The sequence below is a fragment of the Nocardia sp. NPDC050413 genome (assembly GCF_040655475.1).
Taxonomy (GTDB): domain Bacteria; phylum Actinomycetota; class Actinomycetes; order Mycobacteriales; family Mycobacteriaceae; genus Nocardia; species Nocardia coubleae.
Window position 1 is genome coordinate 198,784 of sequence record NZ_JBFAJZ010000008.1, and the last position, 15,604, is coordinate 214,387.

At 69.1% G+C, this 15,604-nt stretch carries 13 protein-coding genes; 7 read left to right on the plus strand and 6 right to left on the minus strand.

What is annotated here, in order from left to right:
* Positions 1 to 96 precede the first annotated feature (96 nt).
* From AB0I19_RS20425 to AB0I19_RS20440, 4 genes are all read left to right on the plus strand, one after another.
* Positions 97 to 885: a class I SAM-dependent methyltransferase gene (locus AB0I19_RS20425; RefSeq protein ID WP_357150547.1), complete on the plus strand. Its 789-nt coding sequence runs from the start codon at positions 97 to 99 to the stop codon at positions 883 to 885.
* Entirely contained in the window at positions 882 to 2,420 is a 1,539-nt protein-coding gene (locus tag AB0I19_RS20430) for a glycoside hydrolase family 57 protein (protein WP_357150548.1), read from the plus strand. The genes AB0I19_RS20425 and AB0I19_RS20430 overlap by 4 nt, the downstream gene beginning before the upstream one ends.
* Entirely contained in the window at positions 2,417 to 3,670 is a 1,254-nt protein-coding gene (locus AB0I19_RS20435) for a glycosyltransferase family 4 protein (RefSeq protein WP_067493171.1), read from the plus strand. Before AB0I19_RS20430 ends, AB0I19_RS20435 begins: the two co-directional genes overlap by 4 nt.
* Positions 3,671 to 3,871: 201 nt before the next feature.
* Entirely contained in the window at positions 3,872 to 5,818 is a 1,947-nt protein-coding gene (locus AB0I19_RS20440; RefSeq protein WP_357150549.1) for a TerD family protein, read from the plus strand.
* A 21-nt stretch (positions 5,819 to 5,839) separates the two neighbouring features.
* On the opposite strand, the gene AB0I19_RS20445 is transcribed toward AB0I19_RS20440, so the two are convergent.
* Positions 5,840 to 7,177, minus strand: a complete 1,338-nt coding sequence (locus tag AB0I19_RS20445; protein ID WP_357150550.1) for a putative glycoside hydrolase — start codon at positions 7,175 to 7,177, stop codon at positions 5,840 to 5,842.
* Positions 7,178 to 7,293: 116 nt separating this feature from the next.
* On the opposite strand from AB0I19_RS20445, the gene AB0I19_RS20450 reads away from it, so the two are divergent.
* Entirely contained in the window at positions 7,294 to 8,301 is a 1,008-nt protein-coding gene (locus tag AB0I19_RS20450) for a polysaccharide deacetylase family protein (protein ID WP_357150551.1), read from the plus strand.
* A gap of 1 nt (position 8,302) precedes the next feature.
* Here the strand turns inward: AB0I19_RS20450 and AB0I19_RS20455 are convergent, their stop codons facing one another.
* Positions 8,303 to 9,595 carry a PQQ-binding-like beta-propeller repeat protein gene (locus tag AB0I19_RS20455; protein WP_357150552.1) on the minus strand — a complete coding sequence of 431 codons (1,293 nt, stop codon included), beginning with the start codon at positions 9,593 to 9,595 and terminating at the stop codon, positions 8,303 to 8,305.
* 150 nt (positions 9,596 to 9,745) lie between these two features.
* Between AB0I19_RS20455 and AB0I19_RS20460 the strand changes: the two genes are divergently transcribed.
* Both AB0I19_RS20460 and AB0I19_RS20465 read left to right on the plus strand, forming a co-directional pair.
* Positions 9,746 to 10,483 carry an acyltransferase gene (locus AB0I19_RS20460; RefSeq protein WP_174550295.1) on the plus strand — a complete coding sequence of 246 codons (738 nt, stop codon included), beginning with the start codon at positions 9,746 to 9,748 and terminating at the stop codon, positions 10,481 to 10,483.
* Between the two features lie 55 nt (positions 10,484 to 10,538).
* Entirely contained in the window at positions 10,539 to 11,078 is a 540-nt protein-coding gene (locus AB0I19_RS20465; RefSeq protein ID WP_357150553.1) for a DUF1697 domain-containing protein, read from the plus strand.
* Between the two features lie 9 nt (positions 11,079 to 11,087).
* Here the strand turns inward: AB0I19_RS20465 and AB0I19_RS20470 are convergent, their stop codons facing one another.
* The 4 genes from AB0I19_RS20470 to AB0I19_RS20485 form a co-directional block, all read right to left on the minus strand.
* Entirely contained in the window at positions 11,088 to 12,389 is a 1,302-nt protein-coding gene (locus AB0I19_RS20470; protein ID WP_357150554.1) for a class I SAM-dependent methyltransferase, read from the minus strand.
* Positions 12,390 to 13,367, minus strand: a complete 978-nt coding sequence (locus AB0I19_RS20475; RefSeq protein ID WP_357150555.1) for a methyltransferase domain-containing protein — start codon at positions 13,365 to 13,367, stop codon at positions 12,390 to 12,392.
* Between the two features lie 87 nt (positions 13,368 to 13,454).
* Complete coding sequence (locus tag AB0I19_RS20480) at positions 13,455 to 14,231, minus strand: enoyl-CoA hydratase-related protein (protein WP_181698475.1); 777 nt, start codon at positions 14,229 to 14,231, stop codon at positions 13,455 to 13,457.
* Positions 14,232 to 14,241: 10 nt separating this feature from the next.
* Entirely contained in the window at positions 14,242 to 15,048 is an 807-nt protein-coding gene (locus AB0I19_RS20485) for an NUDIX hydrolase (RefSeq protein ID WP_357150556.1), read from the minus strand.
* Positions 15,049 to 15,604 lie beyond the last annotated feature (556 nt).

Sequence of the window (15,604 nt, forward strand, 5' to 3'; positions counted from 1 at the left end):
GAACAGTACCCTACGCTAAGTTACCGGTGGGTAACCTACTTGCGCAACAGGTCCCTGGCTCAGGAGCGGACCATCGGTACCAGTAACGTCGAGGCCATGAGCGAGGCTGTGATCCCTGCCGCACCGGTGGACGCAACACATGACCCACTGCCGCTGACCGGTGAGCGGACGGTGCCGGGTATCGCCGAGGAGAACTACTGGTTCCGTCGGCACGAGATCGCCTACGCCCGGCTGCTGGAGCACTGCGCGGACAAGACCGTGCTCGAGGCGGGCTCGGGCGAGGGCTACGGCGCGGACATGATCGCCGGGGTCGCCCAGCGGGTGATCGGCGTGGACTACGACGAGGGTGCCGTCGCGCACGTACGCGCGCGCTACCCGCGCGTGGAGATGATCCAGGGCAATCTCGCCGACCTCCCGCTCGACGACGAATCGGTCGACGTGGTGGTGAACTTCCAGGTCATCGAGCATCTGTGGGACCAGGCGCAGTTCCTGCGCGAATGCCTGCGCGTGCTGCGCCCGGGCGGACGGCTGCTCATCAGCACCCCGAACCGCATCACCTTCTCCCCCGGTCGCGACACCCCGCTCAACCCGTTCCACACGCGCGAACTCAACGCCGCCGAACTCACCGAACTGCTGGTGGAAGCCGGTTTCACAGTGTCGCGAATGCTCGGCGTGCACCACGGTGACGCCCTGAAAGCGCTGGACGCCAAGCACGGTGGCTCGTTCATCGACGCCCAGATCGAGCGCGCCCTCGCCGGTGAGCCCTGGCCCGCCGACCTCACCGCCGACGTCGCCGCCGTGACCATCGACGATTTCGACCTGCGTGAAGGCGATATCGATGCCAGCCTCGATCTGGTCGCGATCGCCGAAAAGGCAAGGCGTTGACAGATTCTCGCTCCGTCCCGGGCCAGTTCACGCTGGTCCTGCACTCGCATCTGCCCTGGCTGGCCCATCACGGGCGCTGGCCGGTGGGTGAGGAATGGCTGTACCAGTCCTGGGCCGCGTCCTACCTTCCGCTGGTCCGGGTGCTGAAAACCCTTGCCGCCGAAGGCCGCTCACATCTGCTGAGCCTGGGGATCACCCCGGTGCTCGCCGCCCAGCTCGACGACCCGCACTGCCTGGCGGGCATGCATCACTGGCTCGGCAACTGGCAGTTGCGCGCCGACGAGGCATCCATGGCGGGCAATGTGGCGCTCGGCAGGCACGAACACCGGCTCGCCGCAGCGGCTCTCGCCGATTTCGAGCAGGACTGGCGGCACGGCAGCGCGCCGGTCTGGCGTTCGCTGATCGACGCCGACGCCATCGAACTGCTCGGCGGTCCGCTCGCGCATCCCTTCCAGCCGCTGCTCGACCCCCGCCTGCGTCAGTACCAGCTGACCGAAGGCCTCGCCGACGCGCGGTTGCGCTGGGGCACCACCCCCACGGGAATCTGGGCGCCGGAATGCGGTTACACGCCGGGCATGGAGCTCGGTTACGACGCCGCCGGTGTGACACATTTCATGGTCGACGGCCCGTCGCTACGCGGTGACACCAGCCTCGGCAGGCCGGTGCGCGACGCCGATGTGGTCGCCTTCGGTCGCGATCTGCAGGTGAGTTACCGCGTGTGGTCGCCCAAACAGGGTTATCCGGGGCAGAGCGCGTACCGCGATTTCCACCACTACGACCATGCGACGGGACTCAAGCCGTCGCGGGTCACCGGCAAAACGGTGGCCGGTCCTGACAAGGCCCCTTACGATCCCGAACTCGCCGCCGAAGCCGTCACCCGCGATGTCGCCGACTTCGTCGAGACCGTGCGCGCGCGGCTGATCGAGGAGTCCGAACGGATCGGCAGGCCCGCGCTCGTGGTCGCCGCGTTCGACACCGAACTGTTCGGCCACTGGTGGCACGAGGGGCCGCAGTGGCTCGAGCAGGTGCTGCGCGCGTTGCCCGAGGCCGGGGTCACCGTCGGCACCCTCGCCGATGCCAGGGCGAACGGGTTCGTCGGTGAACCCGTGCAGCTCAACGACTCGTCGTGGGGTTCCGGCAAGGACTGGCGGGTGTGGGCGGGTGACCAGGTGGCCGACCTCGTCGAGCTCAATGCCGACGTGGTTCGGCTGGCGCTGGACACCCTCGACAAGGTGCGCCGCGACGGTGCGCTGCGCGATCCGGTCGCCGATCAATTGCTGCGCGAAGCCATCCTCACGGTGTCGAGCGACTGGGCGTTCATGGTGAGCAAGGACTCCGCCGCGGGCTACGCGCGCGACCGCGCCCACGAACACGCGCATGCGGTGCGGGAACTCGCGGAGGCGATCGGCGCCGGTCAGTTCGCCAAAGCGACCCGTCTCGCGGCAGGATGGAGCGCGGCCGACGGACTCTTCCCAGGTCTGGACGCACGGCGGTTGCCGACCGCCGTCCCGTCGGTCGCCGAAGGATCGTCATGAAGATTTTGATGGTGTCGTGGGAGTACCCGCCGGTCGTGGTCGGTGGGCTCGGTCGGCATGTGCATCACCTGGCCGTCGAACTTGCCGCGGCCGGGCACGAAGTGGTCGTGCTCGCCCGCAGGCCCACCGGCACCGATTCGCTCACCCACCCGACCCATTCCTATATCGCCGACGGTGTTCTCGTCGTCGCGGTCGCCGAGGACCCGCCGTGCTTCGACTTCGGCGAGGACATGCTCGCCTGGACGCTGGCCATGGGGCACGCGATGGTGCGCGCGGGCGTCGCGCTCGGCAAACCCGGCGTCGGTGACGGCTGGACGCCCGATGTGGTGCACGCCCACGACTGGCTCGTCGCCCACCCGGCGATCGCGCTGGCCGAGTTCTACGACGTGCCGCTCGTGTCGACCATTCACGCCACCGAGGCCGGACGTCACAGCGGCTGGGTGTCGGGGCGGGTGAACCGGCAGGTGCACTCGGTGGAGTGGTGGCTCGCCAACGAATCCGATCAGCTGATCACCTGCTCGACGTCCATGCAGGACGAGGTGGAGCGGCTCTACGGACCCGAACTTCCCCCGATCACGGTGATCCGCAACGGCATCGACGTCACGTCGTGGACGTTCCGGCCGCGCGCACCGCGTTCCGGACCGCCCCGGCTGCTGTATGTGGGCAGGCTCGAGTACGAGAAGGGTGTGCAGGACGCGATCGCCGCGCTGCCGCGGATCCGGCGCGCACATCCCGGGACCACCCTCACCGTCGCCGGGATCGGTACCCAGTTCGACTGGCTGCGCGAACGTGCTCGCGTGCACCGGGTGGCGCGCGCCGTCAACTTCGTCGGCAATCTCGGCCACACCGAACTGCTCGGCTGGTTGCACGGCGCCGACGCCATCGTCCTGCCCAGCCGCTACGAACCGTTCGGCATCGTCGCCCTCGAGGCGGCCGCCGCAGGCGTACCCCTGATCGCCTCCACCGCGGGCGGACTCGGCGAAGCGGTGATCGACGGCGTCACCGGCGCCTCCTTCGCCCCCGCCGACATCGACGGCCTGGTCGACGCCACCCGCGCCGTCCTCGACGACCCGCTCACCGCCCAGGACCGCGCCTACACCGCCCGCGAACGCCTCACCGCCGACTTCGCCTGGGACGTGGTGGCCGCCGAAACCACCCAGGTCTACACCACGGCCAAACGCCGGGTCCGCACTCCCCTCGGCCGCCCAACCATCCCCGAACGTCCTCTCCCGGAGCGGGATCCGAAGTAGACGTCGCTTCGTCACGCTCATGACGACGACCGGTTTCCAATGCGTTGACGTTCTAAACGTGAGCTGTGTAACAGTTCGAGGTTCGCGGCCGACACCCTTCGGCCACCGCTGAATCGCGGTGTGCGGCAAGGGGGTCGGCGGCCGGTCGGCCGTATTCGCCTTGCGGTGATCGTCGTGCCGAGCCTCGAAGGGTGAGCTGCTGTGTCGTCTCCGCTGTTGTCCAAGGGCCAGAACATCGCATTGCCGACGGATGTCGAACGCGTCGACATCGTCATCGGCTGGCCCGAGCCGACTGTCGAACTCGACGCCTCGGCACTCTTACTCGGCGCCGACCGCCGCGTCGCCTCCGATGCCGATTTCGTCTTCTACAACCAGCCCGAATCTCCCGACGGCTCGGTCAGATTCCTCGGAACCAGTGTGACGGACGAAGGGCGGCAGGCCAGGATTTCGATCGACCTCTCCGCACTTCCCGCCGGCATCCACACCGTCGCGCTGGCGGGTAGCGTCGGCACCGGCACCTTCGGCACACTCGGCAAGCTCGCCCTGCATGTGATAGACGCGGCGGGCCGCTCCCTCGCCGAATACGTGACTGCCGACGCCGACACCGAGTCGGCCTTCGTCTTCGGCGAGGTCTACCGCCGCGAAGGCGTCTGGAAGGTGCGCGCCGTCGGACAGGGCTGGGAATCCGGACTGGCCGGACTGGCAACGGATTTCGGGGTGTCGATCGACGATGGCGAGCCAGCGGCCGAACCGGTTCACGACGCGCCCGCGACCACTGTCACCGAGCCGGCGCCCGCGGCCGCGCCCGCACGTGGTGTACGCACCGCCAAGCGACCGGTGCGCAAGTCGAAACCGATCGAGTTCCGCCAGGCCGAATCCGACGCCTGGCAGCCCGCCCGGCTGTTCTCGGTCTTCGGCATCGGTGCAGGCGAGGAACAGGAACGGCGTACCACTTCGGCGCTCGTCGCGACGATGCAGGCCGTGCGCCCCTTCGCGCGGGCGGTCTGCGCGAGGATGGGTGCACCGGTCGGTGCCTTCGAGGGTTATATCGAAGTGCAGTACGAGGCGGGCGATTCGACGGTGGTGCCCGATGCCGTGCTGCGGGTGAGCCGGGGCAGCAAGCAGTGGACCGGGTTGCTCGAGGTGAAGACCGGGAACGGCAAGCTCAGGAAAGACCAGCTCGAGAGCTATCTCGATGTCGCGCGACGCCGCAAGTACGACGTCGTGGTCAGCCTGTCCAACGATATCCCGGCCGGTCCGGGCGAACTGCCGGTCCAGGTCGACCGCCGCAAGCTGACGAAGGTGGCCCTGCGGCACCTGTCGTGGGCGGAGGTGGCGCACGAGGCACGCATGTTGCTCTCGCACGGCAGTATCGACGACCCGCTGCAGACCTGGGTTCTCGGCGAGTTCCTGCGTTACCTCGACCATCCCCGTTCCGGCGCGGCGGAATTCGTCGACATGGGCAGGCACTGGGTCGTCGTGCGGGACGCGGTCATGGCGGGCACGTTGCGCGCGGGCGATCAGAAGGCGCTGACCGTCGCCGATACCTGGGTCTCGCTGTGTAGGCATCTCGCGCTGCGGCTCACCGCCGAACTCGGCGTCGAGGTCAAACACATTCTGCCGCGCAAGTTCCATACCGATCCGGCAGCTCGAGCCGCGGCCGTCGCCGAACGGTTGGCCGCCGACGGCTGCTTCGAGGCGGTACTGCGCATCCCCGACACCGTCGGCGATCTGACAGTGGTTGCCGACGTGCGCACCAACAAGGTGCGCTGCCGCATCGCGATGGCCGCCCCCGACGAAGGCACCTCGGCGCGCCGGGTGTCCTGGTTGATCAAGCAGCTCGCCGAGGCACCGGGCCGGGTGCAGGTGGAGGCCGTATTCTCCGAACGCGGCACCGAGAGCTGCGAACTGCTCGACGTCGTACGGGCGAACCCGAAATCTCTCATCGAGGGACGAACCGGATCGATCGTGTCGTTCACACTCGAACAGAGCTTCCCGATGGGCAACCGTCGCGCCGGAACCGCGGCGAGCTTCATCTCGAGCGTCACCTCCGCGACCGACGCCTTCTACGGGACGGTGGTTCAGCCGCTGCGCGAATGGGTTCCCGCCGCGCCACGGCAAGCCGATATCGGTCAAGCCGAGGCTTGACCCGACGTCGTCGACCCGCTGTCACGCCGGGTGGATTCCACCCCCGTGATAGCGGGTGGCGGCGTTCCAGAAGAAGAACCCGTCGATGCCGGCGGCGCGGGTGGCGTCGATCTGGGCTTTGACTTCGGCGTCGCCGTAACTCACGCCGAGGGAGAAGTCCTGGAGCCAGGGGATGACGCCTGCGTTGGTGCCCTTGGTCTGGGTGATGAAGTCCTGGAGGGAGCGGTAGACGATGTCGTAGGGCTGGGCGTTGGGGTTGGCGACGCCGTATTCGCCGGGGTTCCAGTGGGAGGGGTAGATCATGGGGGCGACGAAGTCGACGTGGCGGGCGATGAGGGGGATGTCCTGGGCGATCTGGTCGGGGCGGGTGGAGGCGATGCCGTAGACGGCGGCGCTCTGGTGGGCGCCCGCGCTGTTCACCGGGTGCCTGCTCTCGGCCAGGAAGGCCGCGATCGCCACCGACGGCGTGTCGGTGAGGCCGGTGAAGGTCATGCTCGTGAGGCTGCCGTCGGGACGGCGGACGTAGTCGTACATGATGCCGTCGAACCCGAGCCGCGCACCTTCCACGGCCAGGTCGATGTTGTAGCGGCGCACGTCGGGATGGGCGAAATTGGTGAAGGCGATCGGCCCGTAATGGCTGGAATACGGTTGGCCGGACGGATTCTGGACCACCCAGTCGTTGCGCCCGCTGTGCCACGCCCACGACGCCAGAGTCGGATCGCGGAACGCGACGATGCGCCCGACCACCTGCACACCCATGTCGTGCAACTGCCGAAGCGCGGCGGGCGCGTCGTAGATCTTCGTGGCGGCACCGGACTCACGGGCGAGCGGCACCTGCGAGTCGTAGCCGACGACGCCGTCCTCGTCCTTGATGTCGAGCTGCACGGTGTCGATGCGTCCCTGGCGCGCCAGGTCGAGGACGGATTCACGCAGCCCGTCGTGCGACCAGGCGTGCGCGGTGACGTGCACCGCCCGCATCCTCGGCAGGGTCCGCGCGGTGACGACGGTGCTGCTGGCCGCGTTGCCCGCGTCGTCGGCCGCGACCACTTCGAAGGCGGGCGCCCACGGCACCGCGAACTCGAACGACCCGTCTTCGGCGGGTGTCACCGATTCCGCACCGATGGATACCCGAGCGGCGTCGACGGCGGTGCCGCGCACCACCACCGGCGACCGGTACGACGTCACCGGTTCGGCGGGGTTCACGGTCAGCGTCGGTGGCGTGGTGTCGGCGAGCGGCACCACGGCCGATCTACTCAACGCGAATCCGGCCACGAGCGCGACCACGACGATCGCCAGGCCGACTCCGACGACGGTGCTCGTCCACCGCCACCGGACGGCCGAACGGAATGAGAACCCCAACGCCAACACCGCCTTCCAATACTGTTGACACGCCAACTATTTCGCGGTTCCGACACGGATGTGGCGGGTATCGGTAGATCAACTGTAAACCGAGGCCGCCGCGTAATATCGCATTGATGACAGGTGGTTCTCCTGCTCTTTCGCGACTTCTGCCGATCCTCGCGCTGACCACCGCCCTCGCGGCGTGCACGGACACGAGCACCGAGGCGGCCTCGGTCGACCCACCCACCGCCCACAGCACCACGACGGCACCGCCGAACCCGGCCGAAGTCGGCGCCAACGAGCTCGGCGTCGTCCCGGTGTTGATGTATCACCAGATTTCGGCGAACCCGGCGGGCGAATACGACCAGACCCCAGCCGAATTCCGCGACGAGCTCGAACGCCTCTACCGCGAGGGCTACCGCCCGGTGACCGCCGCCGACTACGCGTCCGGCCGCCTCGACCTCCCGGCGGGCACCCACCCGGTGGTCCTCACCTTCGACGATTCGACCACCAGCCAGCTCGCCTTCACCGATTCCGGCGCCGTGGCCCCCGACAGCGCGGCGGGCATCCTCGCCGAATTCGGCGCCCGCTACCCGGATTTCCGGCCGGTCGCCACCTTCTACGTGAACAACGAACCGTTCCAGGGCGATCCGCGCGCCCTGCCCTGGCTCGCGGCCAACGGCCACGAGATCGGCGCCCACACGGCCACACACCCGAACCTGTCGACGCTGGACGACAACAGCGTGCAACGCGAGTTCGCCGAGAACGTGCGCGCGGTGACGGCCGCCGCGCCCGGTACCACCGTGCGGACGATGGCGCTACCCCTCGGCATCCATCCCGACAACCGATCCCTCACCACGGCAGGCAGCTGGGACGGCACCACCTACACCTTCGACGCCGTGATGCTCGTCGGCTCGAATCCGGCCCCGGCTCCCTACGCCGGGCTCGATCCGGCCGGTGTGCCGCGCATCCGTTCCGGCCGCGGTGCGGTGCCCTTCGATTCGGCCCACTGGCTCGATCACCTCGCCGCCCACCCCGACCAGCGCTACACCGCCGACGGCGACACCACGCGCGTCTCGTTCCCCCGCGCCCTCGCCGGCGAGCTGAACCCGCGCTTCACCGCGCAGGCGAACCCGTACTGAGCTACGCGTCCGGGGTGAAGGTGAAGATCTCGCCGAGACGGGTAGCGACGACGACCTGCCCCTCGGGCCCGATCGATGTGCCGGTGGTGGTTCCGGTGGCGTTCGGCAGCGGATCGGAGTCGATCGTAGTGCCGGTGGTGGTGTCGAAGGTGATGAGGTTCAGGCCCGCGCCGATGGCGGCGACCGTGTAGCCGATCTCGCCCGAGGTCAGGGCGGGGGTGCCGCGCTGGGCCAGGTCCTTGCGTTCCCAGGCGCGGTCGGCGCGGTCGCCGTGATCGCGGACGGCGGCCAGGTAGCCGTCGTCGCCGGACGGGAGGATCAGGTCGTCGACCAGGGCGATGCGGCCGCGTGGGGTCCAGCCGAGCGCGTGGGTCCAGCGGGTGCTGCCGTCCTCGGTGTTCACCGCGATCAGGCGGCCGCTGTTGTCGCCGACGTACACGGTGGCGCCGTCGGCCGACAGGGCCGGGCTGGTCGCGCTGCCGTCGGTGAGCATGTCGGCGCTCCACAGCTGCGTCACGGTGCCGTCGGCGTAGGACATCGCCCGCAGCGAGGCCATCGGCTTGCCCGGTTCCCAGACCGTGACGAAGAAGCGGCCGGTCTCGGGGTCGACGGCGGTGGTGTTGGCGACCGCGCAGCGCGGGCCGCCGACCTGGCAGTCGTCGAGGCCGTCGCCGGAGGCGGGGCGGGTCAGGCCGGGGTACTTCAGGAAGTCGGGTTCGCCGAGCAGCTGCAGGGTCGGTACCTCGCGTTCGCCGGTCTGGCGGCTGAGCACGTCGACCTGGCCGGACTGGGTCACCGTGAGCACGCGGCCGTCACCGGTGAACTGGATCGCCACCGGCACCCCGGCGACGGGGGTGCGCCAGCGCGGCTGACCGAGGTAGTTGAACGAATTCACCGCGCCGTCGTCGCCGACGTAGACATTGTTGATGCCGTCGACCACGGTGGGCGCCTCGATCGTCGACGGGCCGAGCGGGTTGCAGAACCGTTTGCGGCCTGTCTGCATCTGATAGGAGAACACCGCGCAGTTGCCGGTGCTGGTGGTGACGAACAACTGACCCTCGCCGCCGATCGTCACGGGCTGGGCGATCGGCCCACCCACCGGCCGCGACCAGCTCAACGTCATCGCCGACGCACCCTCCACCGGGCTCGCGGCGCTGTTGCGGCCGTCGTGATGGGCTGCGGGCCAACCCTTTCCGGAGCCGACGGTGATGTCGTCCACATCGGTGCCGCAACCGGCCAGCGCCACCACACCGGCGGCAGCGAGCGAGGCGGCGACGCGAGTCCGAGTTCGCACCTGCTGATCTCCTGGGTAATCGGGCCGAGGATCGGGGTATGGCACGGTAAGTGTGCCCTGCGAAAGTACTCTGTGTACCCGATGACCGAATCCCCGGGGCTCACCCGGTGGACGCCGTCTTGGTCCGAGAGGGAGTAGTTCGTGACGAGCATGTGGGGCGCGCCGCTGAGCGCGCGCTGGCGTGGATCACGCCGCCGCGATCCGCAGCAGGCGCGTTTTCTGACCAGGGATTCGTTGCGCTGGGTGCTCGCCAATCGCGCCTACACCCCCTGGTACCTGGTGCGTTATTACCGCCTGTTCAAATTCCGGCTCACCAATCCGCACATCGTGCTGCGCGGAATGGTCTTCCTCGGGCGGAATGTGGAAATCCACGCCACTCCCGAATTGGCGCGCATGGAAATCGGGCGCTGGGTGCATATCGGCGACGGCAACGCCATCCGCTGCCACGAGGGTTCGCTGCGGATCGGCGACAAGGTGGTGTTCGGCAAGGACAATGTGGTCAACACCTACCTCGACATCGAGATCGGCGAGTCGACGCTGGTCGCCGACTGGTGCTACATCTGCGACTTCGACCACAAGATGGACGACATCACCCTGCCCATCAAGGACCAGGGCATCGTGAAGAGCCCCGTGCGGATCGGCCCCGATACCTGGATCGCCGCGAAGGTGACCGTCCTACGCGACACCCGGGTGGGCCGCGGCTGCGTGCTCGGCGCGCACGCGGTGGTGCGCGGCGACGTTCCCGACTACAGCATCGCCGTCGGGGCACCCGCCAAGGTCGTGAAGAACCGCAAGGTGGCTTGGGACGCCGGTGCCGCCGAGCGGGAGGCCTACCTGGCGGCGCTGGCCGATATCGAACGGAAGAAGAACGCGGGCGCACAAGCCTGAGCGACACTCCGCGGACAGGCCCGTTCCTGTCGGTGACGGTCGGTACGGTCGCGACGTGGACAGTTATGCGGCGCTGCTGCGCGGGATCATGCCGACCAACCCGAACATGCGCAACGACAAGTTGCGCGGAGTGTTCGAAGGGCTCGGTTTCGAGGGCGTCGCGACGGTACTGAGCAGCGGCAACGTGGTGTTCCGCACCGACGACGACCGCGACGATCTCGAAGACCGCATCCAGCAGGCGCTCGCGACCGAACTCGGCATCCCCGGCGGCACCATCGTGCGCAGCCACCCCGAACTGCGTGCGCTGCTCGATCGCGACCCGTTCGAGGGCCTTACCCACGAACGCGGTTCCTATCTCACCGTCACCTTCTTCAAACACACCATGCGCGAAGCCGATCCGTCCGCCTTCACCGACGACCCGCTCACCCGCGTCATCGGCTACGACCCCGCCGCACGAGCGTTCCTCACCGTGATCGACAACAGCACCGGCAAGACGCCCGATTTCATGGCCCGGCTGGAGAAGACCTACGGCAAGGACATCACCACCCGCACCTGGCTCACCGTGCAGCGCGTGGTGAAGAAGATGGAAGCCTGAACTCGGGCGTCAGGAAACCTGAGCGGCCTGTGCGGTGCAGAGGAAAACTGTTGCGTTGCGGCCGATTCGGGTGACGACCAAGGTGAAGGGGCGGTTGCCGCGCAGTTTGAGCTTCTTACGCAAGGCATCCGGGTCGATGTCGACGCCTCGGACCAGGATCTCGAGGGCACCGCAGTCGCGGCGGGCCAGTTCCTGACGGAGTATCTTCTCGCGCAGATCGAAGCGGTCCTCGATGCGGAAGCCGCGCATGCCGGTGGGCACTGTATCGCCGGTCAAGTAGGCGATGTGCGGATCCAGCTGCCAGAGACCGTGTTTCGCGGCGTAGTGGCGGACCAGACCAGCTCGGACGACGGCTCCGTCGGGGTCGATGATCCACTCGCCGGGCGCGCGTTCGGGGATGTCGTCGGGGTCGGCATCGGTGAGAGTTGTTGCGCCACCACGGGAATCGAGGACAGTGGCGCGTCGGGTGATGCCGGGTTCGGTGAGGCCGGGCGACCAGAGGCACGCTTCGCGAACGGCACCGTCGAGGGACACGATCTCGACCTCGCCGTCCCAGCCGAGCCGGTCGAAGTCCAGACCGGGCGCCGACTTCACGGCGATGTCGCGGCCCGCGTAGGCGGCGAGCAGGTCGGGCAGCGGGGGCTGGAGTTTGGCGGGGTCGTAGGTTCGGCGGCCGTCGGCGCGGCGGGCCGGGTCGGCGATGATCACGGAGTCGCGGGTGGTGGGGGTCAGCGCATCAGCCTTGGCCAGCAAGATGTTTCGGGTCGCAGAGGCCACCGCAGTGCCGCCGACAGCCTGTCGCCCGTCTCCCACACCGGAACCCGTTCCGGCCGCAGCTCCCGAACACGACGGCGTGATCGCGCCGGAATACCCGGCCGACAGCGGCGCGACACCGAGATTGTGGGCGGCCATCGCCAGTCGCACGTCATCGAGATCGCTCCCGACAACCGCCGGGCACACCGCAGCGAGTTCGGCCAGCTCGGCACCGATCGAGCACGTCACGTCGTGCACGGCACGACCGGCCAACCGCGCGGCCCGATGCCGGGCGACGAGTGCGGGGGTGGCCTGTTGCAGCGCGTCGTCGGTGAACAGCCACTCCCCCGCCGCGGGCAGCTTCACCAGCGCCTTGCGCCGCAACCGCACGGTCTCGATCAAGGCGGCACCGTGCTCGGGAAACGAGCGACGCACCTGCTCGATATCGCGCAGGTGCGTCGCCGCCGTCAGCTCCAGCCGGTCGACCTCGGCGAGCGCGGCACGTCCCGCCGCGCTGCCGAGGAAGGCGACATCGTCGCGGCCGAAGCGGTATCCCACCTACTTCTGCGCCGCGCCCGGCTTCACGCCGGTGATCATCGCGTTGTAGAAGAACTCGCGCGGAACCACCTTGCGCAGCACGTTCTCGTCGAGCCAGCTCAGGCCGAGCCAGGCACGGTACTGGGCCATGCGGTACCCGACGGTCAGCTTCTCGTCGGGGACGGCCGCCTCGAAGGTGCGCACGGGCCAGCCCCACAGGGCGGCGGCGAATTCCTCGGTGGTGGCCTTCACGTCGACGGCGCCGGCCGACTTCGCCATCTTCTCCAGGTCACTGGGGTCGAAGGTGTGCAGGTCGACGACGGCCTCGAGCGCGGCGGCGCGCGACGACTCGTCCAGCTCGGTCTGCGGGCGACGCCACCCCGACAGGAACGGCAGCTTGGTGACCTCGGTGGTCACCTTCCAGGTGAGCTGACCGAGCTTGCGGGCGTAGAAGTTGCCCACGGTGGTCGGTTCACCGGCGAACACGAAACGCCCGCCCGGCTTGAGCACGCGCAGGCATTCCTTCAGCGCCAGCTCCACATCCGGGATGTGGTGCAGCACGGCGTGCCCGCACACCAGGTCGAAGGTGTCGTCCTCGTAGGGGATGGTCTCGGCGTCGGCGACGCGGCCGTCCACGTCGAGGCCGAGGTGCTCGGCGTTGCGCAGCGCCACCTTCACCATGCCCGGCGAGAGGTCGGTGACCGAACCGGTCTTGGCCACCCCGCCCTGCATCAGGTTGAGCAGGAAGAACCCCGTGCCGCAGCCGAGTTCGAGCGCCCGCTCGTACGGCAGCGGGGCGGGGCCGACGGCCAGGTCGAACCGGCCGCGGGCATAGTCGATACAGCGCTCGTCGTAGGAGATCGACCACTTGTCGTCGTAGGTCTCGGCTTCCCAGTCGTGGTACAGAACCTGGGCGAGCTTGGTGTCCTTCAGCGCTGCTTCGACCTCGGCCTCGGTGGCGTGCGGGTTCGGCGCCGGATCATCGGGGTGAACCGTCATAACACGCAAGAGTAATAGGAGACCCTCAGCACGCAATCGCCGGTCTTGTTTCGCGCCATTCCTGCTGGTCGACTGACCGGTCCAGAGTCAGCGTCCGGTGAATACGGCGCTGTTCGGGCCGTCGGCGGCGAAGGATCGGGTGCCGGTGCGGGTGTCGTCGGTGTCGAAGAGGGCGGACCACTCGGTGACGGCGGTGGAGTGGGCGTGGGGGCCCGCTTCGAAGACAGCTTTGGCGGCGGCGAGGGCGCGAGGGGCGGCTGTGACGAACTGATCGGCCCAGCGGCGGGCGGCGGTGAGGACGTCGTCGGGGGGGACCACTTCATCGACCAGGCCCAGTGTCGCGGCCTCCTCGGCGTCGACGAAGCGGCCGGTGTAGACGAGGTCCTTGGCGCGGCTCTGGCCGATCAGCAGCGAGAGCCTGCGGATGCCGGACAGGGGGATCAGGCCTGCCTTGATCTGGGGGAAACCGAGCTTCACGTTGTCGCCGACGATGCGGTGGTCGGCGCCGAGCGCCAGCTCGAGTCCCGCACCGAGGCAATAGCCGGCGATCGCGGCCACGGTCGGTTGCGGCACGCGGGTGAGACAGCCGAGGGCGGCCTGCAGGTCGGCGGCCATGGCGGCGGCCTGGCCGGAGTCGAGCTCGGCGAGTTCGCGCATCTCGTCGCCCGCGCTGAACACCCGCTCGTCGCCGTAGACGATCAGGGCGGCCACCCCCGGATGGTCGGCGACCGTCCGCGCGGCCGCCGCGACCTCGCGGGCCAGCTGGGCGTCGACGAGGTTCAGCGGCGGACGATCGATGCGCAGCAGCGCGACGCCGCGAGCGGAGGGCTCGGCGGGCAGCTCGAGGGTGACGAATTCGGCCATGGCGCCAAACCTACCGGCCGCGCAGCGCGTCCACGTCCGGGAGCTGGTCGAAATACCGTTCGTTGTCGGGAAAGTCCGACAGCGGACGACCGTCGGCGCCCGGCGCGTACCTCGGCATGATCGGCGTGATCGGCCGCTGGGCGGCCAGCACCGCGGTGGTGTCGGCGAACTCGCACAGGGCGTCGAGTTGCGACCAGGTGGGCGGCATCAGTACGTGCTCGCCCGCACGCCAGCTCTCGAGCGCCTCGACCGGGGTCTGCCAGCGCACGTGCGCGGCCTCGGAGGTCGCACCGTCGGCGATCTGCCCCTCCGGCAGGACCGCGACGAAGAACCGGGTGTCGTAGCGGCGCGGCTCGGCCTCGGGCGTGATCCAGTTCGACCATGGACGCAGCAGGTCGGCGCGCAGCACCAGGCCCTCGGCGGCCAGGAAGCCCGCGAGGGAGATCTCGCGCCGCTCCAGCCGACCACGTGCCTCCCGGTAGACCGTCGAATCGCACACCACGGTGTCGACGGTCGGGCCGGCGAGCAGCACACCGCACTCCTCGAACGTCTCGCGCACCGCCGCGGCGACCAGCGCCTGCGCGGACTGCTCGTCGGTGCCGAATCGCTGTGCCCACCAGGCGGGTTCGGGTCCGGTCCAGGCGATGTCGGCGGTGCCGTCGGCCGGGTCGACCCCGCCGCCCGGGAACACGGTGACCCCCGCCGCGAACGCCATCCCGCTCACCCGCTGCTGCAGGAAAACCTCGATGCCGCGCGCACCGTCGCGCACCAGCATCACCGTCGACGCATCCCGCGCCCGCACCACGGACTCGCTCATAGCCGTTCCTCTCCACGACCAGCACCATTGCCGATCGATACGCGACAGACCCCGACCACACCACACGGCCGGTCCCCGATCCTTACGCACCCTAACCGTTGCTTGGTCCGTGATGCGACCGACCGGTCCACCCACCGGTCCACCTCGAGCAACCACACGAAGCCACCCTCACCACCGGGTCCGCCCCCAACAACAGCTCAAACCCGCCCCCTGTGCGCCACCTACCAGGCTCCTCAGCCCCCCCGGCACCACTGGAGTCCGCCACCCACCGGCATCACTCGAGTCCGCCACCCACCGGTCTCCCACAGCCCGCCCGATGCGACTCGAGTTCGCCGCCTACCTGGCTCCCAGCCCACAAAACACCACTCGAGCCCACCACCCACGGGTCTCCCGCTGCCCACCCGGCACTACCCGAGTCCGCCACCCACCGGGCTCCCAGCCCACAAGGCACCACCCGAGCCCGCCGCCTACCGCACTCCCAGCCGAAGCGGCACCACCCGAGTCCGCCGCCTACCGCACTCCCAGCCGAAGCGGCACCACCCGAGTCCGCCGCCTG

What these genes read in the sequence shown, in the direction of transcription:
- AB0I19_RS20485 (WP_357150556.1), bottom strand. Translation starts at nt 15,048, where the DNA reads ATGAGCGAGTCCGTGGTGCGGGCGCGGGATGCGTCGACGGTGATGCTG.
- AB0I19_RS20450 (WP_357150551.1), top strand. Translation starts at nt 7,294, where the DNA reads ATGACAGGTGGTTCTCCTGCTCTTTCGCGACTTCTGCCGATCCTCGCG.
- AB0I19_RS20475 (WP_357150555.1), bottom strand. Translation starts at nt 13,367, where the DNA reads ATGACGGTTCACCCCGATGATCCGGCGCCGAACCCGCACGCCACCGAG.
- AB0I19_RS20460 (WP_174550295.1), top strand. Translation starts at nt 9,746, where the DNA reads ATGTGGGGCGCGCCGCTGAGCGCGCGCTGGCGTGGATCACGCCGCCGC.
- AB0I19_RS20425 (WP_357150547.1), top strand. Translation starts at nt 97, where the DNA reads ATGAGCGAGGCTGTGATCCCTGCCGCACCGGTGGACGCAACACATGAC.
- AB0I19_RS20480 (WP_181698475.1), bottom strand. Translation starts at nt 14,231, where the DNA reads ATGGCCGAATTCGTCACCCTCGAGCTGCCCGCCGAGCCCTCCGCTCGC.
- AB0I19_RS20435 (WP_067493171.1), top strand. Translation starts at nt 2,417, where the DNA reads ATGAAGATTTTGATGGTGTCGTGGGAGTACCCGCCGGTCGTGGTCGGT.